Below are 24,524 nucleotides of genomic sequence, written 5' to 3' on the forward strand. Positions count from 1 at the left end.
TCAGTGCACCTCGGCCAGTTGGCCGTCTTCGCCCAGGCTCAGACGTACAAGCGCGCCGTGGCCCACCTCCACCTGCAGCAACTGCTCCTTGGGCAAACCGCGCGCACGCGCCAGCAGCAGGCGCATGACGCCACCGTGGGTGACCAGTAACACCCGCTTGCCGGCATGCTGCTGGTGCAGGCGGGCGACAGCACCCAGCACCCGCTCAGCGAAAGCACTGACGGCCTCACCGGCGGGCGGCGTGTAACTGTAAGGATCGGCCCAGAAACCCCCGAGCTCATCCGCTTGCGTCTGCATGATCTGCAAGGCGCTGCGCCCTTCCCACTCACCGAAATGCAACTCTTGCAGATCGGCCTCGCGCTGCACCGTCAAACCCAGCCGTTCACCCAGCTCATCGGCAAACCGCGCACAGCGCTGCAAGGGTGAGCTGACCAATACGTCCCAAGGGGCGCACTCACCCACGGCACTGCGCATCTGCGCCCAGCCCAGCTCGGTGAGGGCATCGTCCAGGCTGCCGCGCAAGCCGCCACCCTGCTCGGTTTCACCGTGGCGCAGCAGGTCGAGGATCATGCCGGGCGGTCCGCCACGGCTGCTTCGGCAAAGGTCGCCATCTGCCCGTGCAGCACGCAGGCCAGGCGCAACAGTGGCACCGCCAGCGCCGCACCGCTGCCCTCGCCCAGGCGCAGGCCCAGGGCCAGCAGCGGCTCGGCCTGCAAGGCATCGAGCAACGCCTTGTGCCCTGGTTCGGCACCTTGGTGGGCAAACAGCAACCAAGCCCGGCATTGCGGGTTGAGGCGCACGGCTACCAGCGCGGCGACGCTGCAGATGAAACCGTCCACCAGCACCGCAATGCCCTGCTGTGCACAGGCCAGGTACGCGCCGGCCAGGGCGGCGATCTCAAAACCACCCACACAGGCCAGCGCCTGCAGCGGGTCGTCGGCACGCAGACCGTGCAGCACCAGGGCCCGCTCGATCACTTCAGCCTTGTGGCGTACGCCTGCGGTGTCCAGGCCAGTGCCCGGGCCACTCAGTTCGCGCGCCGGGCAGCCCAGCAGGGTGCTGGCCAGCGCCGCAGCAGCGGTGGTATTGCCGATGCCCATCTCGCCACCGATGAACAACTGCGCGCCGCTCTGGGCAGCGCGCAGGACGCTGTCACGGCCGGCTTGCAGGGCTGAGCGCAGCTGCACCTCGGTCATCGCCGGCTGGCGGGCGAAGTTGGCGGTACCGCCCCCCAGGCGCAGGTGGCGGACACCCGGCAATTCCAGATGCGGGTCGATGGTGCCGAGGTCGACCACTTCCAGGCTTGCCTGCAGTTGGCGCGCCAGCACGCTGATCGCCGCGCCGCCGCCGACGAAGTTGCGCAACATCTGCCCGGTCACCGCCTGCGGATAGGCCGAAATGCCCTCCTCGACCACGCCATGGTCACCGGCAAAAATAGTGATGGCCACCTGATCCAGGTTCGGCCGCTCAACCCCCTGCAGCCCGGCCAGGTGCACTGCCAGGGCTTCCAGCTGGCCGAGCGACCCGGCAGGTTTGGTCAGCTGCTGCTGACGGGCGCGGGCCTGATCCATGGCGGCGGTGTCGAGAGGTTGGCAGGCGTCACGCCACCAGGTCGGGTTCATAGAGCAGGTCCTTTGAGCATCAGGGGTAGGCCGGCGACGGTGAGTACCACGCGCTGGCAACGTTCGGCGACGGCCTGGTGCAGCCAACCGGCCAGATCGACATAGCGCCGGGTCAGCTCGCCCATGGGCACTACGCCCAGGCCGGTTTCATTGCTGACCAGAATGATCACGCCGGGCAATTGCACCAGGCAGTCGAGCAGTGCATCGCGCTCTTGAGCCAGGCGCTGATCGTCATCGAGCATCAGCAGGTTGGTCAGCCACAGGGTCAGGCAGTCCACCAGCAGGCAGCGCCCTTCGGCAGCTTCGGCGCGCAGCACGGCTGCCAGGGCGAGCGGCTCTTCGATCAGCGCCCAATCGCTTGGCCGGCGCTGGCGGTGCAGGCGTACCCGTTCGTTCATTTCGCCATCCAGGGGTTCGCTGGTGGCGATATAGGTCACCGGCAGGCCGCTGTCGGCTGCCAACTGCTCGGCCAGGCGGCTCTTGCCCGAACGGGCACCGCCGAGGATCAGGTTGCGCATGTCAGGCGACCCCACAAAGTTTTCGCAGCTGCGCGGTGTCCAGGTGCTTTTCCACCAGGTCGGCCAGGCGCTCGATATCCCGCTCGCGCAGGGCCTCATAATCGATCTGCTGCACGTGCGCCAGGCCCGCCCAGCGCAGCAGCGCTGCGCACGACTGGCGGCCTTCGAACAGGCCATGCAGGTACGTGGCGAGGATCTGCCCGTCGGCACTGATGGCGCCGTCGCTGCGGCCATCGGCCAGTTGCACGGCGGGGCGCTGCAGCGCAGGGCCTTGGGTGACGCCGGCATGGATCTCGTAACCGGTCACGGGCGACTGTTCGAGGCTCAAAGCCCCCGCCACGTTGCGCAGTTGCTTCTGGGCCTCAAGCACCGTGGCGTAATCGAGCAGGCCCAGCCCCGGGCTGGACCCGGCAGGCCCCTCGAGGCCGAGCGGATCATGCACCTCACGGCCCAGCATCTGCAGGCCGCCACAGATACCGATGAGCTTGCCGCCGTAGCGCAAGTGCCGGGCGATGGCGGTGTCCCAACCGCGCTCGCGCAGTTGCGCCAGATCGCCACGCACGCTTTTGGAGCCAGGCAGGATGATCAGGTCGGCAGGCGGAATCGGCTGGCCAGGGCCGATGAACTGCAGGTCCACCTGGGGGTGCAGGCGCAACGGGTCGAAGTCGGTGTGGTTGCTGATGCGCGGCAGCACCGGCACGATCACCTTGAGCACGCGCTCATCCTTGGCCGCCTGGCGTACATCGATGCCGTCTTCGGCCTCAAGGTGCAGATCGCTGACATAAGGCAGCACACCCAACACCGGCTTGCCCGTGCGCTGCTCCAGCCAGTCCAGGCCTGGCTGCAGCAGGGCGATGTCGCCACGGAAACGGTTGATGACGAAGCCCTTGACCCGGGCCTGCTCGGTCGGCGACAGCAGCTCCAGGGTACCGACCAGGTGGGCGAAGACGCCGCCGCGATTGATGTCGGCAACCAGAATCACCGGGCAGTCGACCGCTTCGGCAAAACCCATGTTGGCGATGTCACCGGCACGCAGGTTGATCTCGGCAGGCGAGCCCGCACCTTCGACCATCACCACCGGATACGCGCCACTGAGGCGCTGATGGGAGGCCAGCACCGCCTGCATGGCGATAGCCTTGTAGTCGTGATAGGCCACCGCGTTCATGCTGGTGACCGCGCGGCCATGGATGATGACCTGGGCGCCGGTGTCACTGTTGGGCTTGAGCAGCACCGGGTTCATGTCGGTGTGCGGCGCCAGCCGGCAAGCCTGGGCCTGCACCGCCTGGGCGCGACCGATCTCACCGCCATCGGCAGTCACCGCGCTGTTGAGGGCCATGTTCTGCGGTTTGAACGGCACCACGGCCACCCCCTGGCGCAGCAGCCAACGGCACAGGGCGGTAACCAGCGTGCTCTTGCCGGCGTCGGAGGTGGTGCCTTGCACCATGAGGGTGGTCATGCCGTTTCCTTCTGATAATCGGCCAGGGCCTGGGCCAGGCGCTGCTCTTCAGCGGCGCTGGCGGGCAGGCCCAGGCGCACGGCAGGCGGCTGTTCGAACAGGCGCACCAGGATGCCGCGGCGGGCGAGAAAGTCATGCAGGTGCGCTGCGCGCTCGCAGCGTACGTACTGGAACAGGTCGCAACCACCCGCGGGCGCAAGGCCGGTGCTTTTCAGCAGCGTGGCAAGCCGTTGGCTGGCGTGGGCACAGCGCTCGATCTGCAGCGGGTGGGCTACCAGGTCGGCGAAACACGCCTGGGCCAGCACCCGGGTCGGGCCGCTGACGGTCCATGGGCCAAGCAGCTCGGCCAGGCGCTGCAACAACGGCAGTTCGGCCGCCACGCAGCCCAGCCGCACACCGGCCAGGCCGAAGAACTTGCCGAACGAGCGCAGCACAATCAGCCCGGGGCGGTCGGCACAACCGACCACGCTGTGCTCGGGCGTGTTGTCCATGAAGGCTTCATCGACCACCAACCAGCCGCCACGCTCGGCCAAGCGGGCATGCCATGCAAGCAGGCGGTTGGGGGGCACGCGATGACCGGTCGGGTTGTTCGGGTTGACCAGCACCAGCACATCGAGGCTGTCCAGATACGCCTCGACCTGGCTTTCATCCAGCTCGATCAGCTGATGCCCGGCCCGTTGCCAGGCCTGCGGATGCTCGGCATAACACGGCGACAGCACCCCCACGCGACCGCTCGGGCGCAGATGCGGCAGGGCCTGGATCGCTGCTTGCGAGCCCGCTACCGGCAGCAACTGGCCAACACCGTAATACTGGCGGGCCGCCTCTTCGAGGCCGTCTTCGGTCTCGGGCAGTCGCGCCCAGGCGTGCGCCGGGATCGCCGGCACAGGATAAGCCCACGGCGCAATACCGCTGGACAGGTCGAGCCAGGCCTCCCGTGCAATCCCGTATTGCCGTACTGCCCTGAGCAGTCGGCCGCCATGTTCAAGCATTGCAGTAGGCTCCCACGCAGATCACCAGCAACCACAACCACACGCCACGCTGAACCAGGGCCCAGCCGCGCTCGATGGCACCGGCATCGGCCATCGGCCCTTCGCCCAGGCGCGGGCGCTCGTGCAGCTCGCCGTGATACACCGCCGGGCCACCGAGTTCGACACCCAGCGCACCGGCACCGGCCGCCATCACCGGCCCGGCGTTGGGGCTGTCCCACAACGGGCCCTGCTTGCGCCAGCAGGCCAGGGCCAGGCGGGTCTTGCCGAGCAAGGCGTAGGTCAATGCCACCAGCCTTGCGGGAATATAGTTGAGTACATCGTCGATGCGCGCCGCGCACCACCCGAAGCGTTCAAAACGTTCATTGCGGTAGCCCCACATGGCATCCAGCGTATTGCTCAAGCGGTACAGGACCACGCCCGGCGCACCGGCCACGATGAACCAGAACAGCGCGGCGAACACTGCATCGCTGCCGTTCTCCAGCACCGATTCGGTTGCGGCCCTGGCCACGGCCGGCTCATCGAGTTCGCGGGTCTCGCGGCTGACCAGGTAACCGACGCGGCGCCTGGCCTCCTCCAGATCACCCTGGCGCAAGGCACTGGCCACCGGCAGCACATGCTCGCCAAGGCTGCGCAGGCCCAGCGCGCAATACAGCGCCAGCACGTCAACCAGCCAGCCAATGCCGGGCAGCCAGGAGAGGATCAGCGCCACCAGGGTCAAGGGCACCACTGCCAGAAACCAGGCACTCACGCCGTGGCTGCGCCAACCGCGCCCGCCGGCATTCAGGCGCTGCTCCAGGCTCGATGCCAGGTTACCGAAGGCCACCAGCGGATGGCGCCGCTGCGGCTCGCCGAACAACGCATCCAGGGCCACGCCGGCCACGGTCAGCAAGGCGACGCTCATGGGCGCTCCCCCCATTGGTTTTCATACAGCATGTCGCTCAAGGGCCGTTCTTCGGCCCAGTTTTCCATCACCAGCATGGGTGCCGGATAGAATTCGGTGACAGGCCCCAGGCACAGCACCGCCACCGGTTTGGCGCCGGCTGGCATCCCCAGCAGCGCGGCCAGTGCCTGTGGGTCGAACAGCGAGACCCAGCCCAGCCCCAGCCCTTCGGCGCGGGCCGCCAGCCACAGGTTCTGAATGGCGCAGGCGAGCGAGGCGAGGTCCATTTCCGGCAAAGTCCGCCGGCCGAAAATGTGTGGCTCGCGGTTGTCCATCAACGCCGCCACCCACACTTCGGCGCAGTCGCTGATGCCTTCTACCTTGAGCTTCATGAATGCGTCGGTGCGCTCGCCCAAGGCGTGGGCCGTGTGCACCCGCTCCTGCTCCACCAGCGCCTGGATACGCCCGCGCAGCTCACCCTGGGTGATGCGAATGAAACGCCAAGGCTGCATCAGGCCAACGCTGGGGGCCTGGTGCGCGGCAGCGAGCAGGCGGCCGAGCACTTCAGGCGCAACGCTGCCGCCGGCGAAGTGGCGCATGTCGCGGCGCTCGCCGATTGCCCGGTAGACGGCCGCGCGTTCGGCATCACTGAAGGCGTGCTCGCTCATGGCCGCAACAGCGCCGCCGCCGCCTCAGGGTTGGAGGGGAAATAGAAGTGCACATAGGATGCCGTGAGCCGCCCAAGGCGATAGACCGCCTCGTTGCCGCGCCCGCCGTTGGGGCTCTGGCCGCGGGCGATGGGCTGCAGTTCGGTGCTGGTCAGCGAGTGGTGGTAGGTGTGGCCGCGCAGGGTGCCTTCGGGCAGTTCCACAGCCTGCAGGGCCAGCGCCGCCAGGCGTTTCTGCATGGTCGCCTCGCCGGGCAGCAGGCCAAGCAGTGCGGCACGCTCGCCGGCCACATCGGTCAGGGCATCGAGCAGGTAAAGCATGCCACCGCACTCGGCCAGCAACGGCTTGCCTGCGCCGTGGTGCGCACGGATCGCGGCGCACATCGGTGCGTTGGCGGCCAGCGCATGGTGATGCAGCTCAGGGTAGCCGCCCGGCAGGTACAGGCTGTCCACGGCGGGCAGCTCGCGGTCGTGCAGCGGCGAGAAGAACGCCAGCTGTGCGCCCAGGTTGCGCAGCAGGTCGAGGTTGGCGCCGTAGGTGAAGGCAAACGCTTCGTCCCGGGCAATGCCAATGCGCACACCCGCCAGCGTGGCGCTGCACGTCGGTACGTCCGGTGCGGCGAATGCCACCGGCGGCGGCAATGCGGCATCGCAGCTGCTGCCCAGTGCTTGGGCGGCAGCGTCCAGGCGCGCATCCAGGTCATTCAGCTCGCTGGCCTGAACCAACCCCAGGTGGCGGCTGGGCAGCTCGATACCGCGCTCGCGCGACAGCCCGCCGTACCAGCGCAGGCCTTCGGTCAGGCTACCTTCGAGCAACTGCGCGTGGCGCAGGCTGCCGACACGGTTGGCGAGCACGCCAGCGAACGGCAGGTCGGCCTGGTAGCGCGCCAGCCCCAGGGCCAGTGCGCCAAAGGTCTGGGCCATGGCCGTACCATCGATCACGGCAAGAACCGGCACGCCGAAGTGGCGCGCCAGGTCGGCACTGGATGGGGTGCCGTCGAACAGGCCCATGACGCCCTCGATCAGGATGAGGTCGGCCTCACCCGCCGCTTCCCACAGCAGGCGCCGGCTTTCCTGCGCACCGATCATCCACAGGTCGAGCTGGTACACCGGCGCCCCACTGGCACGCTCAAGGATCATCGGGTCGAGAAAATCAGGCCCGCATTTGAACACACGGACCTTGCGCCCCAGGTTGCGGTGCAGGCGGGCCAGGGCCGCAGTCACGGTGGTCTTGCCCTGGCCAGATGCCGGTGCTGCAATCAGAACGGCTGGGCAGTGGCGCGTCTGACTCACAGTTCGACGCCCTTCTGCGCGCGGATACCGGCCTGGAAGGCATGCTTGAGCATACCCATCTCGGTGACGGTGTCGGCCAGCTCGACCATTTCGGGCTTGGCCGCGCGGCCGGTGACGATCACATGCTGCATGGGGGGGCGCGCCTGGATATCGCCAAGCACCTGATCGAGGTCAAGGTAGCCGTGCTTGAGGGCGATGTTCAGCTCGTCGAGCACCACGAACTGGACGCTCGGGTCCTGCAGCAGCTGGCGCGAAACCGCCCAGGCTGCCTCAGCGGCGGCAATGTCGCGCTGGCGGTCCTGGGTTTCCCAGGTAAAGCCTTCGCCCATCACGTGGTAGCGCACCTGCTCGGGGAAGCGCCGGAAGAACAGCTCCTCGCCGGTGCTGTTGCGGCCCTTGATGAACTGCACCACACCACACTGCATGCCGTGGCCCAGGGCGCGTGCGAGCATGCCGAACGCCGAGCTGCTCTTGCCCTTGCCATTGCCGGTCAGCACCAGCAGCAAGCCGCACTCGTTAGGGGAATTGGCGATGCGCTCGTCGATGATCGCCTTCTTGCGCTGCATACGCGCCAGGTGACGTTCGTCGCGTTCGGTGGTTTCGCTCATGGGGGTCTCCGCAGGCTGTCGCCCCGCAAAATACGGTGACAGGTCGATAGGCGGGCAGACGGAGAACGCGCAGGAGCCGTGGCCAGATGCCACGGTGCACCGCGCATCACCCTCCGTGATGCCGTTGGCAGTGACAGGCCGGTCTCCGGGCTCGTGAGCGGGCGTTGGCCCGGGCCTGCGCGCCTTCCCGGATACTGGTATCCAGTGGCCGTGCGCGGCTTTTGACTCACCTACCGTTGCGGGGGCAGCGCCGGACTCGCACCTTGCAGGCGCACACCGGCTTCCCAGTTTCACCCTGCCCAGACGGGCTGGCAGGGCACCTGAAACACGCGCGAAGGTTAGAGTGTTGCACCGGGAGCGTCAATCGAAGGGCGGGGATTTCGCTTGAGGGTTCAGGCGCTCTTGATAGGGAGCGCGGCCCGCGCGGCGCGCATCGGCCACCTTGCGAGTGGCCGGTTTCGCCATCAGGGGTTCTGTGCCAGGTGCCCCTGGGTAATCACCCGTTTTGCCTGCAGGTAGGCTTTGGACCAGTAGCTGTTGGACAGGTAGTCCAGGCGCACGGTGCCACCGGTGGACGGAGCATGCACGAACCGCCCTTCGCCCACGTAGATGCCGGCGTGGCTCACCTGCGAGCCACCGCTGGTAGCGAAGAACACCAGGTCGCCCGATTGCAGTGAGTGAACGTCTACGGTCGGCGCACGCATGACGATCATTTCTCGCGTGGAGCGAGGCAGGCTGATGCCCGCCGCGTCCCGGTAGACGTAGTTGATCAAGCCACTGCAATCGAAACCGGAGTCGGGAGTGTTGCCGCCCCAACGATACGGCGTACCCACCAGGCCGATTGCGCGTATCAGCACGTCGTTGGCAACCGGGGACGCTATGGGTTGGCTGTACGGGACCTGTGGCTGTACCACAGGCGCCGGTGCCGGGGCACGGCCGGAGCAGGCGGCAAGCAATGCCACCAGGGAAAGGAGTGCGAAGCGCGCCATCATCACCATGGCCAGAACATCCTGTCTGAGATCGCTGGGCTGCAACCGAAAAGTGTTGAGAATTTAGATTAGACGCATTCTGTAAATGCGCACGGCGACGAGCTTTTCAAGCTTCGTCGCCGCGGCAGGGTACATCATTTTGATATCAGTTGCGTGCGATATTGCTCGCTGGCGCCATGGCCAAGGCGCGCTTGGCTTCGATGAAGGTCTTGCTCCAGTAGCGATCACCGAGGTTGTCGATGCGCACACCACCGCTGCGGCGGCTGCTGGAATGGATGAACTGGTTGTCGCCCAAGTAGATGCCGGCATGGCTGACACGGCCACGGCCATTGGTGCTGAAGAACAGCAGATCACCTGGCTTGAGCTTGTTGCGGGCAACTTTGGGCGCATCGACCTTGATCATTTCGCGGGTCGAGCGCGGCAGGTTCATGCCGGCCTCTTCGCGGAACAGATAGCCGATGAAACCGCTGCAATCGAAACCGGACGCCTGCGAGGTACCACCGAAGCGGTAACGGGTACCGATCAGGGACATGCCGCGCTCCAGGATGCTGTCGGCCAATACTGGCAACTGATAAGGCTTGCTGTTGCTGGAGAACGCCTGAAGGTCATCTTCAGTGGCCAGCTCTTGCTGCTCGCCGAATACGGACGATACCGAAGCCTTGGCCTCGGGCGCCGACTGGGAGGCGACCGGGGTGTGATCCTGGGGCTGGGAAACAGGGCCTTGGGCCGCGCAGCCAATCAGCAGGGTCACGAGTGCGAGGGGCACGAGGGGTGCGAAGCGCTTGAGCATGGGCACGACCGTGTCTGTAGTCCTTTAGAAGGGGGAAACTATGCCTTCTATCAGGACCATTTGCAAATTTTATCGAAAAAGATGTGACTTTTTCGTTTTGCCGCTCAAAGCCCCGTATTTAAGGGCTTACCAGCCGAGCGTTTCTTTCAGGAACGGGATGGTCAGCTTGCGCTGCGCCTGCAAAGAAGCCTGATCGAGCCGCTCGAGCAGGTCGAACAGCGCACTCATGCTGCGCGTACCACGGGTAAGGATGAAATGGCCGACTTCGTCGGTCAGGTGCAGGCCACGGCGCGAGGCGCGCAATTGCAGGGCGCGCAGCTTGTCTTCATCAGACAGGCCGCGCATCTGGAATACCAGCGCAAGGGTCAGGCGGGACTTGAGGTCGGGCAGCTTGATCGGCAGTTCGCGCGGCGAGGCCGAGGCCGCCAGCAGCAGGCGCCGGCCGCTGTCGCGCAGGCGGTTGAACAGATGGAACATCGCCTCTTCCCACTCCGCCTTGCCGGCAATCACATGCAAGTCATCGATGCACACCAGCTCGTACTGCGCCAGGTAATCGAGCAACCCGATGCCCCGGTCGAGCAACTGCGCCAGCGGCAGGTACACAGCGGCCTCGCCACGCTGCTGGAAGCGGTGTGTGGCAGCCTGCAACAGATGGCTACGGCCGACACCCTGCTTGCCCCACAGGTAGATGAGGCTCTCGGTCCAGCCGGCGTCGGCTTCGCACAGCCGCTCGACGTAGCCCAATGCCGCTGCATTGGCGCCCGGATAGTAGTTGATGAAGGTGGCGTCATCGCGCAGGCGCACACCCAGGGGCAACTGGATCGGTGGTTTCATGCTCGCGGGCGGTCGGGGGACCACAGGGGGCCTAGGGTGATCGGTGTGCAAAGTCTATACCCGCAATGCGGGAGGCACAATCGCGAAGGCACGTAGCACAAGCAAAATCAAAGAGTTGCAAGGCAGTCTGGCTTATAGATCGGGGTCGACCTCCCCCGCGTACATGTCCGATTCCTTGTACAGGTCATGCACATGGCGCAGCAGCACCATGACCACTGCCGCCACCGGCAAGGCCAGCAGCACGCCGGTAAAGCCGAACAGTTCGCCCCCGGCCAGGATGGCGAAGATCACCGCCACCGGATGCAGGCCGATACGGTCACCCACCAGCAACGGTGTCAGCACCATGCCTTCCAGCGCCTGGCCGACCATGAACACTGCAACGATACCCAGCATCGGGTACAGATCACCGCCAAACTGGAACAGCCCGGCCACCAGCGCCGCACCGATGCCAATGATGAAGCCCATGTAGGGCACGATGGCCGCCAGGCCGGCCAGCATGCCGATCAGCAGCCCCAGCTCCAGCCCCACCAGCATCAGCCCGGCGGAATAGATCACGCCGAGCGCCAGCATGACCATCAACTGGCCACGCACGAACGCCCCCAGCACCTCATGGCATTCTGCGGCCAGCCCGACCACCTGCGCCTCGCGCTGGCGCGGCAGCAGGCTGCGCAACTTGGCCATCATCAGGTCCCAGTCGCGCAACAGATAGAAGCCCACCACCGGGATCAGCACGAAGTTGGCCAGCCAGGCCAGCAGCGCCAGGCTCGACGCAGTGGCCTGGGACAGCAGCATGCCGACGATGTCGGTGGTCTGGCCCATGTGTTCACTGACGGCGGCCTTGATCTTGTCGAACTTCCAGAACCCGTCGGCCAGGCCCAGGCGGCTCTGTACCCAGGGCAGCGCCACATGTTGCAACCAGTCGAGCATCTGCGGCGTCAGTTCGTACAGGCGCACCAGCTGTTTGGCCAGCATCGGGATCAGGATGAGCAGCAGAACCAGCAGGATCAAGGTAAACAGGCTGAATACCACCACCACGCCCCAGGTCCGCGACAGCCCCATGCGTTCCAGGCGATCGACCAGCGGGTCGGCCAGATAAGCCAGCAAGATACCCACCAAAAAGGGTGAGAGGATGTTGTGCAGGCCATAAAGAAGCAGGGCAATCAGCAGGGCTGCGCCCAGCCAGATCCAACGGCGCATATCAGTCATGGTCGCTCTTCCTTACCAGCGAAAACGCAGGCCGTCGAACGGTTTGGGGGCTACGGCAGCCGTTGCAGGTTGCCCTGCCGCAGCCTCGGTTGCGGGTGCAGGCGTTGCCGGGGACGGGACGGGAGGCGCCTGCTCAGCCGGGACTTCCTGCAACTTGGCCAGGCCCAGCTGCGCGCGCAACTGCTCAGCGTTGGCAGTGACGCCGTAGGTCAACGTCTTGCCGTCGGCCATTTGCAGGCGCGGGCCGTAAGGTTCGAGAACGCGGTTCAGCTCAGCGTAACGCTGCAGGTTCGCGCCTTGCACCTGCACTTGCAACTGGCTGCTGGCACCTGGCCGGGTCACGTAACGTGGCGCCAGGCGGTTGCTGACGGCGAGCATCACGGCATCGGCCAATGCGGCCTGGTCAGCGCCTTCGGCGCTACCTTGCTCGCGCTTGTCGCCCAGCCACAACTGCCATTTGCCCTGCCACTTGCCATCGGTTTCAAGCGCGTGCACTGCCAACAGGGCGTCGGCGCCATAACGCTCGGAAGCTTCGCGCAGTGGCGCCGGATCGCTGCCTTCGAGCTGCTTGGCGTTGGCCACCAGTTGTTCCTGCAGGTCGGCCAGCGGCAGGCGCAATGGCAGGCCGCGGTGCTGGGCGGCACGGCGCAGGGACTGGGCGCTGGCCTGGCCATCGCCAACCAGGCTGCTGCCCTCGACACTGTCGTTGAGCCACCAGCCGAGGATCGACGGCCGGTTGCTGCCCCACAGCGCCAGCCCGGCCTTGCGCAAGGCCCGTTCGGTGCTGCCCGGGTCGAACTCGACCATCACCGACTCAGGCGGGCCGGCCTCGGTACCGACCTGGTTGATGACCTGTTGCGGGTCCTTGCGCAGTTCGGCCAGCGCCGGGTTTTGCGGCGCCTTGGGGTCGCCGGTCAGGCGCAGCACCAATGTATCGAGCGCCTTGGTGGTGGCTGCGGCGCGGGCTTCAGCGCCCTGCCCTTCGAGCGGTTCGCGCACCTGATAGAGCCCGGCAACGTTTTCGGCCTGGGCGGCAATACTGACCAAGGCAAGGCAGCCAGCAGACAGATAATTGAGAAGACGCATTGAGGATTCCTGTCCAGTCGAGCTTCAAGCTGCAAGCTTCAAGCTGTAAGAAAAAGCAGTCAGAACCCCAACGCTTTCGCTTGCGGCTTGGGGCTCACTGCTTGCAGCTTATACAGAAGGAACTGCATCAACCACCCGCGAGCCTTTTTCAGCAATTTACTGCCCTGCCCGTCGGCCTGAGGATGGCCGCTGCACGGCAACCCTGATAAAATCGCGCGCCTTCACAGACCTCTGACGTTTCAGGCAGCCGCCGCTCCCCAGCCGGCCTTGGCCGTCACGGTCGTTTTTACGAATCCCTCCCTCTTAAAGGCCTGGATCAATGAGCAAGCAACCCTCCCTGAGCTACAAGGACGCCGGTGTAGACATCGACGCCGGCGAAGCACTGGTCGAACGCATCAAGGGCGTGGCAAAACGCACCGCACGCCCTGAAGTCATGGGTGGCCTGGGTGGCTTCGGCGCCCTCTGCGAGATCCCGGCCGGCTACAAGCAGCCGGTGCTGGTCTCCGGCACCGACGGCGTCGGCACCAAGCTGCGCCTGGCGCTGAACCTGAACAAGCACGACAGCATCGGCCAGGACCTGGTCGCCATGTGCGTCAACGACCTGGTGGTCTGCGGCGCCGAGCCGCTGTTCTTCCTCGACTATTACGCCACCGGCAAGCTCAACGTCGACGTCGCTGCGACCGTGGTCACCGGCATCGGCGCCGGCTGTGAACTGGCCGGCTGCTCCCTGGTTGGCGGCGAAACTGCCGAAATGCCGGGCATGTACGAAGGCGAAGACTACGACCTGGCCGGTTTCTGCGTCGGCGTGGTGGAAAAGGCCGAGATCATCGACGGCTCCAAGGTCGCTACCGGCGACGCGCTGATCGCCCTGCCGTCTTCGGGCCCGCACTCCAACGGCTACTCGCTGATCCGCAAGATCCTCGAAGTGTCGGCAACCGACATCGAGAACACCCAGCTCGACGGCAAGCCGCTGACCGACCTGCTGATGGCGCCGACCCGCATCTACGTCAAGCCACTGCTGCAACTGATCAAGCAGACCGGCGCCGTCAAGGCCATGGCCCACATCACCGGTGGCGGCCTGCTGGACAACATCCCGCGCGTTCTGCCGAAAAACGCCCAGGCCGTGGTTGACGTGGCCAGCTGGCAGCGCCCTGCGGTATTCGACTTCCTGCAGGAAAAAGGCAACGTCGATGAGCACGAGATGCACCGCGTACTGAACTGCGGCGTGGGCATGGTCATCTGCGTGGCGCAGGACCAGGTCGAAGCAGCACTGAATGTTCTGCGCGCAGAAGGCGAGCAGCCTTGGGTCATCGGCCGCATCGAACAAGCCGCTGAAGGCGCTGCCCAGGTCGAGCTGCAGAACCTCAAGGCACACTGATGCCGAGCAAGCCCTGTAATGTTGTGGTACTGCTGTCGGGTTCGGGCAGCAACCTGCAAGCCTTGATCGACAGCAGCCGTGGTGAACACAGCCCGGTACGCATCGCTGCGGTGATTTCCAACCGCGCCGACGCCTACGGCCTGCAACGCGCGGCGGCGGCGGGTATCGCCACCGCCGTACTGGACCACACCGGCTTCGACGGCCGTGAAGCCTTCGATGCGGCACTGATGGCGCGCATCGACGGCTTCGCGCCCGACCTGGTGGTGCTGGCCGGCTTCATGCGTATCCTCAGTGGCGGCTTCGTGCGCCACTACCAGGGCCGCCTGCTCAACATCCACCCGTCGCTGCTGCCCAAATACAAGGGCCTGCATACTCACCGACGGGCCCTGGAGGCAGGCGACGCCGAGCACGGCTGCAGCGTACACTTCGTCACCGAGGAACTCGATGGCGGCCCTCTGGTCGTACAGGCTGTGGTACCGGTAGTGTCAGGCGATAGCGCCGAAAGCCTGGCCCAGCGGGTACACCAACAGGAACACCAGATCTACCCGCTGGCAGTGCACTGGTTTGCCGAGGGGCGCTTGCGCCTGGGCGAACAGGGTGCATTACTGGACGGCCAGCCACTGCCGGCCAGTGGCCATTTGATCCGACCCTAGGAGAATTTATGCGTCGCGCCCTGCTCTTGGCTCTCGCCGTGCTCGCCCTGCCCCTCCAGGCAGCCGACTTGAAACCCTTCTCGGCCAGCTACACCGCCGACTGGAAGCAACTCCCCATGAGCGGCACTGCCGAGCGCAGCCTGGTCAAGAATGCCAACGGTACCTGGGACCTTAATTTCAAGGCTTCCATGATGATCGCCAGCCTGACCGAGCAAAGCACCCTGCGCATGGACAACGACACCCTGCTGCCGCAGAAGTATCACTTCGAGCGTGGCGGCCTGGGCAAAGCCAAGAAAGTCGACCTCACCTTCGACTGGAACGGCAAGAAAGTCACCGGCAGCGATCGGGGCGATGCCGTCAGCCTGCCGCTCAACCGCGGCGTGCTGGACAAGTCCTCCTATCAGCTGGCGCTGCAGCATGATGTGGCCGCCGGCAAGAAAAGCATGACCTACCAGGTGGTCGATGGTGACGAGATCGACACCTACGATTTCCGCGTGCTGGGTACCGAAAAGGTCACCACCAAGACTGGCCAGGTCGAGGCGGTCAAGGTCGAGCGCGTGCGCGACCCGAGCCAGAGCAAGCGCATCACCGAGCTGTGGTTCGCCAAGGACTGGGACTACCTGCTGGTACAACTGCGCCAGGTCGAGACCGATGGCAAGGAGTATGTGATCGTGCTGCAGGATGGTACGGTCGACGGCAAGTCGGTCAAAGGCAACTAAGCCGCAGCCCGCAAGATCCGTAGCCCCGCCCTGTGCGGGGCTTCTTTTTGCCTGGGCCACATGAAACTTGTTTCATGGTCATTTTATTTACTTAGGCAGCTAACAAACTCTATAAAAGAAGTGCGCGACATTATGTCGCAACCAACTGAGCAGTGGAGTTTAACGATGACAGTCCAAGTAACCGAACGCGACGAATCGAAAATGTCCCACGAAGGCCTGGCCGCAGGTGTGCGGATCTGGGATGTGCACCAGCAAGGTGAATTGGTCGGGATGTTCCATAACGAACACGAAGCCCACCAATACCGGGCAGAGCTTGAAGTGCTGGAAAACCAGCGCGCTACGCAATGACCCACACAGTCTTTTGATTTGGGGCCGCTTTGCGGCCCATCGCCGGCAAGCCAGCTCCTACAGGTACCGCGCAGGCCTCAAGTACTGCGAAATTCCTGTGGAGCTGGCTTGCCGGCGATGGGGCTGCGAAGCAGCCCCAATAGGCGTTACCGCTTAGGCGGGGGTTTTCATGCTTACCACATCAAGTCATCAGGGATCTTGTACGCAGCGTACGGATCGTCCTCATCCGCTTCCTCGACATGGGTGTTGAGCAGCAGGATGCGATGGGGGTCGCGCTCCTGGATCTTCACCGCTGCCTCGCGAGGGATGACTTCGTACCCCCCACCAAACGACACGATCGCCAGCGCGCCATTGCTCAGCTTGCTGCGCATCAGGGCGTTCACCGCAATGCGTTTGACCTTCTTGTCGTCGACGAAGTTGTAGTAGTCCTCGGTGGTGAGCTTGGGCAGGCGAGTCGCCTCGATCAACTGCTTGATCTGCGCGGCACGGGCCTTCTGTTCGGCCTTTTCCTGCTGCTGACGGTTCAGTTCCTGGTCACGCTTGGCCTTCTCGGCCATGGCTTCCTTGGCCAGGCGCTGCTGGGTATCGTCGACTTCGACCTGGCCCTTGTGCTCCAGGCGTTTCTGTTTCTTTTGGGCCTTGTTGGCCTGAGAGACCTGCTTCTGGTTGACCAGACCGGCCTTGAGCAATTGATCGCGAAGGGAAAGACTCATGGATGTTCACTCACTTATTCAGCCACTCAGCCGCAGCTGGGCAGGTTCTTTTCCTGACGTTTGGCTTCCCCCCAAAGGGCGTCCAGTTCGTCAAGGTTACACGATTCGATGGGGCGACCGCTGTCGCGCAATGCCTGTTCGATAAAGCGAAAACGCCGTTCGAACTTGCGGTTGGCGCGACGCAGTGCGTTTTCCGGGTCTTGCTTGAGATGGCGGGCCAGGTTGACGGCGGCGAACAGCAGGTCGCCGACTTCATCCTCGAGGGCCTCGGCATCACCGTCGGCCATGGCCTGCAGCACTTCGTCGAGCTCCTCGCGGACCTTGTCCAGCACCGGCAAGGCGTCTGGCCAGTCGAAACCGACGGTGGCGGCACGTTTTTGCAGTTTGGCCGCCCGCGACAGGGCAGGCAGTGCAGCCGGCACATCATCGAGCAGCGACAGCTGTTCGGGCTCGCTTTTCTCGGCGCGCTCCTGGGCCTTGATTTCTTCCCAGCGTGACTTGACCTGGGCCTCGCTCAGGCTGGGCGTGTCCAGCGGTGCGTACAACTCACCGGTGGGAAATACATGGGGGTGACGGCGGATCAGCTTGCGGGTAATGGCATCGACCACACCGTCGAACTCGAAACGCCCCTCCTCCCGGGCCAGCTGGCTGTAGTAGACCACCTGGAACAGCAGATCACCGAGTTCGCCCTGCAGGTGCTCGAAATCCCCGCGCTCGATGGTGTCGGCAACCTCATAGGCCTCTTCGATGGTGTGCGCCACGATGCTGGCGTAGTTCTGCTTGAGGTCCCACGGGCAACCGTACTGCGGGTCGCGCAGCCGGGCCATGAGGTGCAGCAGGTCTTCGAGGGAATAGGTCATGTAAGCAGGTCCTTCGGCGGTGACTTCGTCGCGGGCGAGCCCACAAAGAAGCCACCGCAGTTTCAAGGGGTACGATTACGCCGCGTCTCGATGATGTTCGGCAACTGCGAAATCCTGCCCAGCAGACGCCCCAGCGCATCCAGGCCCGGGATCTCGATGGTCAGCGACATCAGCGCGGTGTTGTCTTCCTTGTTCGAGCGGGTGTTGACCGCCAGCACGTTGATCTTCTCGTTGAGCAGCACCTGCGACACGTCACGCAGCAAACCTGGGCGGTCGTAGGCACGGATAACAATATCGACCGGGTAGGTCTGCACCGGTATCGGCCCCCAACTGACCTGGATCATGCGCTCCGGCTCACGCCCTGCCAACTGCAGCACCGAGGCACAGTCCTGGCGGTGAATGCTCACGCCGCGGCCCTGGGTGATGTAGCCGACGATGGCATCGCCCGGCAGCGGCTGGCAGCAGCCGGCCATCTGCGTGAGCAGGTTGCCGACGCCTTGGATCTGAATGTCGCCACGCTTGCCAGTGCGCGGGCCGGTAGGCTTGCGCGGTACCAGCTCGATCTGCTCGATACGCTCGGGTTCGAGCAACTGCTGGGCAGCGTTGACCAAATGCGCCAGGCGCAGGTCACCGGCACCGAGCGAGGCGAACATGTCCTCGGCGGTCTTGACGTTGGTCTTCTCGGCCAGGCGTTCGAAGTCTACCTGCGGCAGGCCCAGGCGGCTGAGCTCGCGCTCGAGCAACGTCTTGCCGGCGGCGACGTTCTGATCGCGGGCCTGCAGCTTGAACCAGTGGACGATCTTGGCCCGGGCCCGCGAAGTGGTGACGTACCCCAGGTTGGAGTTCAGCCAGTCACGGCTCGGGTTGCCGTGCTTGCTGGTGATGATCTCCACCTGCTCGCCGGTCTGCAGGCTGTAGTTGAGCGGCACGATGCGCCCGTTGATCTTGGCGCCACGGCAGTTGTGGCCGATCTCGGTGTGCACGCGGTAGGCGAAGTCCAGCGGCGTGGCGCCCTTGGGCAGGTCGATGGCATGGCCGTCGGGGGTGAATACATAGACCCGGTCCGGCTCGATATCGACCCGCAACTGCTCGGCCAGGCCACCGATGTCGCCCAGTTCCTCATGCCATTCGAGCACCTGACGCAGCCAGGAGATCTTTTCTTCGTAGTGGTTGGAGCTGGGCTTGACGTCGGTGCCCTTGTAGCGCCAGTGGGCGCAGACGCCAAGTTCGGCCTCTTCGTGCATGCCGTGGGTACGGATCTGCACTTCCAGTACCTTGCCCTCGGGGCCGATCACGGCGGTGTGAAGCGAGCGGTAGCCGTTCTCCTTGGGGTTGGCGATGTAGTCGTCGAACTCTTTGGGAATGTGCCGCCACAAGGTGTGGACGATACCCAGCGCGGTATAGCAGTCGCGCACTTCCGGTACCAGTACGCGCACCGCACGTACGTCGTAGATCTGGCTGAACTCCAGGCCTTTGCGCTGCATCTTGCGCCAGATCGAATAGATGTGTTTCGCCCGCCCACTGATGTCGGCGTTGACCCCGGTGGCCAGCAGTTCGTTTTGCAACTGGTTCATCACATCACTGATGAAGCGCTCACGGTCCAGCCGGCGCTCGTGCAAAAGCTTGGCGATCTGCTTGTACTGATCGGGTTCCAGGTAGCGGAAGGACAGGTCTTCCAGCTCCCACTTGATGTGGCCGATGCCCAGACGATGGGCCAGCGGCGCATAGATGTCGAACACCTCACGCGCCACACGCAGACGCTTCTCGTCATCGGCGGACTTCACCGCACGGATCGCGCAGGTACGCTCGGCGAGCTTGATCAGCGCCACGCGCACATCGTCGACCATCGCCACCAGCATCTTGCGCAGGTTCTCGACCTGCGCCTGCGAGCCCAGCACCAGTGACTGGCGCGGGCTGAGGCTGGCACTGATGGCAGCCATGCGCAGCACGCCGTCGATCAGCTTGGACACTACCGGGCCAAAACGCTGCCCGACCTCGGCCAGGGTCACCTTGCCCTCGCGCACGGAGCGGTAGATCACCGCCGCCACCAGCGAATCCTGGTCGAGCTTGAGGTCGGCGAGGATTTCGGCAATTTCCAGGCCGGCCTGGAAACTGGAGGTACCATCGGCCCAGGAATGCTTGGCCGGGTTGCCCTTTTTCTCGATTTCCTGGGTGAACTCGCAGGCCTCTTCGAGTGCCGCGCGATCCAGTGCCGAATCGACGCTCACCACATGATCCAGCCATGCTTCGAGATTGATACTGCCGTCCGTATTGACCGGCTGGTGCACTCTCACCTGTACCATCTTTGTTTTACCTTTCCATACAGCGCACCACTCGGAGCGCTGGCTATCACCGTACGGCTCCCAGTCCATGGGAACCGCACCAAGGGGCCAGCCTGCTAGCCCGCTTCGAATAACGCCATGGCCTCGACATGCGCCGTCTGAGGAAACATGTCGAGAATCCCGGCCCTTTTTAACCGGTACCCTTGGCCGACCAGCACCTGGGCGTCTCGCGCCAGCGTGGCCGGGTTGCATGATACATAAACCAGCCGCTTGGCCTTGAGGCGTGCGATGCCTTGCACCACCTCGAAAGCTCCATCGCGCGGTGGATCCAAGAGTACCGCAGAAAAGCCCTCGGCGGCCCATCCGGCGCCTGCCAAAGGCTGGGATAAATCGGCCTGAAAAAACCGTGCGTTATGCACATTGTTGTCTCGGGCATTGGCCGCAGCCCGATCGACCATGGCCTGCACACCTTCGACCGCCACCACTTCCCGCGCCTGGCGGGCCAGCGGCAGGGCGAAATTGCCCAGGCCACAGAACAGGTCGAGCACTCGCTCGTCGGCCTGCGGAGCGAGCCAGGCCAGAGCCTGCTCGATCATTGCGGTATTGACCTGCGCGTTGACCTGAACGAAATCACCCGGGCGCCAGGCCAGCTCCAACTGCCAAGGTTGCAAGGTGAAGCCCAGCTTCGCGCCAGCATCCACCGGCACCGGTTCACCTTCACCCTGCAGCCACAGCTGCGCCTTGGCCTCGCTGCAGAATGCCTGCAGACGCGCCAGGTCATCGGCCGGCAGCGGCGCCACGTGGCGTACCAGCAGCGCTTCGGCCGTGCCGCTGAACAGCTCGACGTGGCCGATGGCCTGGGGCTTGCCCAACGAACGCAGCACGGTCGGCAGATGCCGCAGAATCGACTGCAAAGGCTGTACCAGCACAGCGCAGTCGTCGATGGCGACGATGTCCTGGCTGGCCTCGGCACGGAACCCTACCTCCAGCTGACGCGCTTTGACATCCCAGCGCACCGCCACGCGCGCCCGCCGCCGATAGCCGAATTCCGGCCCGCTCAATGGCGCCGCCCATTCTTGCGGTTGCACACCGGCAACCCGTTGCAGCTGCTCGGCCAAGGTACGCTGCTTGAGCGCCAGCTGCGCCTCATGCGGCAGGTGCTGCAAGTTGCAGCCGCCACACCGCTCGTAATGGCGGCACGGCGCCTGGCGGCGCTCGGGGCTGGCCTGCAGCACACGCTCCAGGCGCGCCTCGACTACCTTGCCACGGGCATTGAGCACGCGTGCCTCGACCGCTTCACCGGCCAGGGCGCCGCTGACGAACCAGGTGCGCCCGTCGTAAAAAGCGATGCCACGGCCGTCACCGGCCAGGCGCTCGATCTCCAGGCGCTGCTTTTTGCCCACGGGGACCTGGGGCGTGCGGTTACCGCCGGCCGGCTGGAAGCGCAGGCCGCTGTTGGTTTTCTTTCTGGACATTTAGCTCGGGTCGAACAGGCCGGTGGACAGGTAACGGTCGCCACGGTCGCAAATGATCGCGACCATTACCGCGTTTTCCACTTCACAGGACAGGCGCAGCATGGCTGCGACCGCACCACCGGAAGACACGCCGCAGAAAATGCCCTCTTCACGGGCAAGGCGGCGCATGGTGTCCTCAGCTTCGTGCTGGGACATGTCCATGACGCGGTCAACGCGGGTGGCATCGAAGATCTTCGGCAGGTACTGCTCGGGCCAGCGGCGGATGCCGGGAATGGCCGAGCCTTCCATCGGTTGCAGGCCAACGATCTGCACCGCCGGGTTCTGCTCCTTGAGGTACTGCGAGCAGCCCATGATGGTGCCGGTGGTGCCCATGGAACTGACGAAATGGGTGATGGTGCCCTGGGTCTGCTGCCAGATTTCCGGGCCGGTGCTGTTGTAGTGGGCAATCGGGTTGTCGCCGTTGGCGAACTGGTCCAGAACCAGGCCGCGGCCTTCGGCCTGCAGCTTCTCGGCCAGGTCGCGGGCGCCTTCCATCCCCTCTTCCTTGGTCACAAGGATCAACTCGGCACCGTAGGCGGTCATCGCTGCCTTGCGCTCTGCGGTGGAGTTGTCGGGCATGATCAGGATCATCTTGTAGCCCTTGATCGCTGCCGCCATGGCCAGGGCAATACCGGTATTGCCGGAGGTGGCTTCGATCAGGGTGTCGCCGGGCTTGATCTGGCCGCGCAGTTCGGCGCGGGCGATCATCGACAGGGCCGGGCGGTCCTTCACGGAGCCTGCCGGATTGTTACCTTCGAGCTTGAGCAGGAGGGTATTGCTGGTTTCTCCAGCGATGCGCTGCAGGCGAACCAGGGGCGTATTGCCGACGCAATCGGCGATGGTTGGGTACTGCAAGGTCATGGTGTATTTCACAATCCGGACGGCAGGGGCGCCTATCATACCGGCAAACCGTTCGCGGCCATATCACGCAATCTGTGGTGGGTATAGCTACAAGCTATAAGCGGCAAACTTCAAGCTTCAAGCTGTAGGTAGCGCCTGTGGCTGCGGGGGTTCCCGCGAGGGGGCGGGCAGGTGTAGCGGCAAGCGCATGCAGAGCTTCAAGCCGCGTTTGCTGTTCTCTGCCCACAGGGTTCCGCCCTGGCGCTGAATCGCACTGCGGGCGATGCTCAGGCCCAGGCCGAAACCGCCGTCACCAGGGCGCGAGCCATCGAGCCGGGTGAAGGGGGCAAAGATTCGCTCCAGATCCTCGTTAGCCACTCCACCGCCTTGATCTTCCAGCCACAGGTGCCAATAGCCACCTTCACGCTGCCCGGCCAAGTACACCAGGCCGTTTTCCGGGGAGTGGCGGATGGCGTTGCGCAGCATGTTTTCCAGGGCCTGGGCCAGATAATTCAGATTGCCCTGCACCCAGCAGTCGACTGGCAGCTCGCAGCGCAAACGCTCGGGCGACCAGCCGCTTTCGTAACTGGCATCCTCTGCCAGCAGGTCCCACAGGGCCTGCACCTGGATCGGCTCAAGGTTCATCGGCGCACGCTCGGCATCCTGCCAGGCAAGCTGCAAGGTGTCCTCGACCAACTGCTGCATGCAATCCACCTCGCGCCCCAGCCGCTCGCGCAGGCGCTGCAGGTCGGTTTCACCGTCGCAGGCCACGCGCAACCGGCTCAACGGTGTGCGCATTTCATGGGACAGATCACGCAGCAACTGCTGTTGCATCGCCACCGTGCCCTGCAGCCGTTCGGCCATCTGGTCGAAGGCACGGGCCAGCTCGCCCAGTTCGTCATGCCGGGCGATGGTGCGCGAATCCAGCCGTGCCGAGAGCTGGTCGGCACGCCAGGCATTGGCCTGCTCGCGCAACTGGTTGAGCGGCACGATCAGCATGCGGTACAGGCCGACGCACAGCAGCAAGGTGAACAACCCTGGAATGACACCGTTGGTCAACACCCGCCACAGCACCCGGTACTGGCCAGGGTTGAAACGCTCGGGCAGCTCCATCACCAGCATGCCATGCTCCGGCGCCCCCGGGAACGGTATGCGCAGCCAGGGCTGGTCGGTACTGCGCCGGCTCATGGGCCAGTCGACACCGCGCAGGCGCGTGAGCCGGTGCATGACATCGGGGCCGAGCGTGGCGCTGGCGAGCGGTTGCAGATTGATGTCGAGCACGCCTATCCAGCCACGTTCACGCTGGTGCATGGCCGCAACCCATTGGTCCAGCCCGCTGCGGCCACCGCTGCGCCACGCCTGCTCGGCCTCGCCGGCATAGCTGCGCAGCACTTGCCGGGCAGGCTCATCGAGAAAGGCATTCTGGGTTTCCATATGGCGGCCCCAGGTGTAACTCAGGCCGATCATCAGCAGGCAGAAGCCCACCAGCAGGATGGCCAGCTTCCAGAACAGCGAGTGGCGGTCCAGCATGGCCTACTCCGCTTCGCCGGCACTGAGCACGTAGCCCTTGCCCCACACGGTGCGGATCTGCCGGTCCTGGTAGCCGATGCCCTTGAGCTTGCGGCGGATCTGGCTGACATGCATGTCCAGGCTGCGGTCATGCCGCGAATAACCCCGTTGCAGCACCTGCTGGTAGAGAAAAGGCTTGCTCAGCACCTCGTCGACGTTGCGGTTGAGGATTTCGAACAGGCGATACTCGCTAGGGGTAAGGCCTGCCTGGCGGCCGCCGAAGCTGACATCGCAAAGGGTCTCGTCGAACCACAGCTCGCCACAGGCAACACCCGATGGCGGCTGGTGACGACGCTCGAGGGCAACGCGGCGCAGGATGGCCTCGATGCGCACCTGCAGCTCGACCATGCTGAAAGGCTTGGGCAGGTAGTCGTCGGCACCGCGCTGGAAGCCATTGATACGGTCGGCCTCAGCACCCAACGCCGACATCAGGATAACCGGCGTGGCGCTGCGTCGACGCAACTGGGCCAGGGCATCCAGGCCGTTGAGCCCAGGCAGCAGGATATCCATCAGGACCACGTCGAAGGCTTGGCGACCAGCGGTTTCCAAACCTTCCAGGCCGTTGCGGCACCAGGTCACCTCAAAGCCGCCTCGCTGCAGTTCTTCGTGCAGATAGGCACCCAACACCGGATCATCCTCGATGGCGAGGATGCTGGAAGCATTAATAGTTACGGGATTCATTGGCAACTGCCACATATTCTCAATTGCGC

The 24,524-nt window shown here is 64.7% G+C and carries 25 protein-coding genes and 1 riboswitch; of the genes, 4 read left to right on the forward strand and 21 right to left on the reverse strand.

The window, feature by feature from the left end; all coding sequences use genetic code 11:
- From cobC to NGJ21_RS06300, 14 genes are all read right to left on the reverse strand, one after another.
- On the reverse strand, window positions 1-570 hold the full coding sequence (gene cobC, locus NGJ21_RS06235; protein ID WP_251961954.1) for an alpha-ribazole phosphatase family protein: 570 nt from the start codon (window positions 568-570) through the stop codon (window positions 1-3).
- Entirely contained in the window at window positions 567-1,622 is a 1,056-nt protein-coding gene (gene cobT / locus NGJ21_RS06240) for a nicotinate-nucleotide--dimethylbenzimidazole phosphoribosyltransferase (RefSeq protein ID WP_115272972.1), read from the reverse strand. Before cobT ends, cobC begins: the two co-directional genes overlap by 4 nt.
- A complete protein-coding gene (gene cobU, locus NGJ21_RS06245; RefSeq protein ID WP_046787440.1) occupies window positions 1,619-2,140 on the reverse strand; it encodes a bifunctional adenosylcobinamide kinase/adenosylcobinamide-phosphate guanylyltransferase in 522 nt (173 codons plus the stop codon). The genes cobT and cobU overlap by 4 nt, the downstream gene beginning before the upstream one ends.
- A gap of 1 nt (window position 2,141) precedes the next feature.
- Entirely contained in the window at window positions 2,142-3,596 is a 1,455-nt protein-coding gene (locus NGJ21_RS06250; RefSeq protein ID WP_119688406.1) for a cobyric acid synthase, read from the reverse strand.
- Entirely contained in the window at window positions 3,593-4,585 is a 993-nt protein-coding gene (gene cobD, locus NGJ21_RS06255) for a threonine-phosphate decarboxylase CobD (protein WP_174142126.1), read from the reverse strand. Before cobD ends, NGJ21_RS06250 begins: the two co-directional genes overlap by 4 nt.
- A complete protein-coding gene (gene cbiB / locus NGJ21_RS06260) occupies window positions 4,578-5,486 on the reverse strand; it encodes an adenosylcobinamide-phosphate synthase CbiB (RefSeq protein ID WP_115272975.1) in 909 nt (302 codons plus the stop codon). Before cbiB ends, cobD begins: the two co-directional genes overlap by 8 nt.
- Window positions 5,483-6,133 (reverse strand): 5,6-dimethylbenzimidazole synthase, encoded by a 651-nt coding sequence (gene bluB / locus NGJ21_RS06265; RefSeq protein ID WP_251961955.1) that lies wholly within the window; start codon window positions 6,131-6,133, stop codon window positions 5,483-5,485. Before bluB ends, cbiB begins: the two co-directional genes overlap by 4 nt.
- Window positions 6,130-7,425, reverse strand: coding sequence for a cobyrinic acid a,c-diamide synthase CobB (locus tag NGJ21_RS06270; protein WP_115272977.1), 1,296 nt, complete (start codon window positions 7,423-7,425; stop codon window positions 6,130-6,132). Before NGJ21_RS06270 ends, bluB begins: the two co-directional genes overlap by 4 nt.
- Window positions 7,422-8,033: a cob(I)yrinic acid a,c-diamide adenosyltransferase gene (cobO, locus tag NGJ21_RS06275; protein ID WP_012313146.1), complete on the reverse strand. Its 612-nt coding sequence runs from the start codon at window positions 8,031-8,033 to the stop codon at window positions 7,422-7,424. The genes NGJ21_RS06270 and cobO overlap by 4 nt, the downstream gene beginning before the upstream one ends.
- A 119-nt stretch (window positions 8,034-8,152) precedes the next feature.
- Window positions 8,153-8,372, reverse strand: a riboswitch (cobalamin riboswitch).
- Between the two features lie 125 nt (window positions 8,373-8,497).
- Window positions 8,498-9,031, reverse strand: coding sequence for a C40 family peptidase (locus NGJ21_RS06280; protein ID WP_046787446.1), 534 nt, complete (start codon window positions 9,029-9,031; stop codon window positions 8,498-8,500).
- Between the two features lie 136 nt (window positions 9,032-9,167).
- Complete coding sequence (locus tag NGJ21_RS06285; RefSeq protein WP_046787447.1) at window positions 9,168-9,812, reverse strand: C40 family peptidase; 645 nt, start codon at window positions 9,810-9,812, stop codon at window positions 9,168-9,170.
- 126 nt (window positions 9,813-9,938) lie between these two features.
- A complete protein-coding gene (hda, locus tag NGJ21_RS06290; protein WP_039601502.1) occupies window positions 9,939-10,646 on the reverse strand; it encodes a DnaA regulatory inactivator Hda in 708 nt (235 codons plus the stop codon).
- Window positions 10,647-10,778: 132 nt separating this feature from the next.
- A complete protein-coding gene (locus NGJ21_RS06295) occupies window positions 10,779-11,852 on the reverse strand; it encodes an AI-2E family transporter (RefSeq protein WP_046787448.1) in 1,074 nt (357 codons plus the stop codon).
- A 12-nt stretch (window positions 11,853-11,864) separates the two neighbouring features.
- Window positions 11,865-12,938, reverse strand: coding sequence for a DUF2066 domain-containing protein (locus tag NGJ21_RS06300; protein WP_251961956.1), 1,074 nt, complete (start codon window positions 12,936-12,938; stop codon window positions 11,865-11,867).
- Window positions 12,939-13,257: 319 nt separating this feature from the next.
- Between NGJ21_RS06300 and purM the strand changes: the two genes are divergently transcribed.
- The 4 genes from purM (at window position 13,258) to NGJ21_RS06320 (ending at window position 16,036) form a co-directional block, all read left to right on the forward strand.
- Window positions 13,258-14,316, forward strand: a complete 1,059-nt coding sequence (purM, locus tag NGJ21_RS06305) for a phosphoribosylformylglycinamidine cyclo-ligase (RefSeq protein WP_012313138.1) — start codon at window positions 13,258-13,260, stop codon at window positions 14,314-14,316.
- Window positions 14,316-14,969 carry a phosphoribosylglycinamide formyltransferase gene (gene purN, locus NGJ21_RS06310; RefSeq protein ID WP_046787450.1) on the forward strand — a complete coding sequence of 218 codons (654 nt, stop codon included), beginning with the start codon at window positions 14,316-14,318 and terminating at the stop codon, window positions 14,967-14,969. The genes purM and purN overlap by 1 nt, the downstream gene beginning before the upstream one ends.
- Window positions 14,970-14,977: 8 nt before the next feature.
- A complete protein-coding gene (locus NGJ21_RS06315) occupies window positions 14,978-15,688 on the forward strand; it encodes a DUF3108 domain-containing protein (RefSeq protein ID WP_012313136.1) in 711 nt (236 codons plus the stop codon).
- 165 nt (window positions 15,689-15,853) lie between these two features.
- Window positions 15,854-16,036, forward strand: coding sequence for a hypothetical protein (locus NGJ21_RS06320; RefSeq protein ID WP_119688400.1), 183 nt, complete (start codon window positions 15,854-15,856; stop codon window positions 16,034-16,036).
- Window positions 16,037-16,209: 173 nt separating this feature from the next.
- Here NGJ21_RS06320 and NGJ21_RS06325 read toward each other — a convergent pair whose 3' ends face one another.
- From NGJ21_RS06325 to NGJ21_RS06355, 7 genes are all read right to left on the reverse strand, one after another.
- A complete protein-coding gene (locus NGJ21_RS06325; RefSeq protein ID WP_012313134.1) occupies window positions 16,210-16,749 on the reverse strand; it encodes a DUF2058 domain-containing protein in 540 nt (179 codons plus the stop codon).
- A 26-nt stretch (window positions 16,750-16,775) separates the two neighbouring features.
- The gene (gene mazG, locus NGJ21_RS06330) at window positions 16,776-17,609 is read right to left on the reverse strand and encodes a nucleoside triphosphate pyrophosphohydrolase (protein WP_012313133.1); all 834 of its coding nucleotides are present in this window, start codon (window positions 17,607-17,609) and stop codon (window positions 16,776-16,778) included.
- Between the two features lie 62 nt (window positions 17,610-17,671).
- A complete protein-coding gene (relA, locus tag NGJ21_RS06335; RefSeq protein ID WP_046787452.1) occupies window positions 17,672-19,912 on the reverse strand; it encodes a GTP diphosphokinase in 2,241 nt (746 codons plus the stop codon).
- A 95-nt stretch (window positions 19,913-20,007) separates the two neighbouring features.
- Window positions 20,008-21,366: a 23S rRNA (uracil(1939)-C(5))-methyltransferase RlmD gene (gene rlmD / locus NGJ21_RS06340; RefSeq protein ID WP_046787453.1), complete on the reverse strand. Its 1,359-nt coding sequence runs from the start codon at window positions 21,364-21,366 to the stop codon at window positions 20,008-20,010.
- On the reverse strand, window positions 21,367-22,266 hold the full coding sequence (cysM, locus tag NGJ21_RS06345) for a cysteine synthase CysM (protein ID WP_115272981.1): 900 nt from the start codon (window positions 22,264-22,266) through the stop codon (window positions 21,367-21,369).
- Between the two features lie 117 nt (window positions 22,267-22,383).
- A complete protein-coding gene (locus NGJ21_RS06350) occupies window positions 22,384-23,775 on the reverse strand; it encodes a sensor histidine kinase (RefSeq protein ID WP_204919970.1) in 1,392 nt (463 codons plus the stop codon).
- Between the two features lie 3 nt (window positions 23,776-23,778).
- On the reverse strand, window positions 23,779-24,495 hold the full coding sequence (locus NGJ21_RS06355) for a response regulator transcription factor (protein ID WP_115275445.1): 717 nt from the start codon (window positions 24,493-24,495) through the stop codon (window positions 23,779-23,781).
- Window positions 24,496-24,524: the final 29 nt, after the last annotated feature.

The organism is Pseudomonas sp. Marseille-Q5299, from assembly GCF_943737035.1.
GTDB lineage: Bacteria > Pseudomonadota > Gammaproteobacteria > Pseudomonadales > Pseudomonadaceae > Aquipseudomonas > Aquipseudomonas putida_E.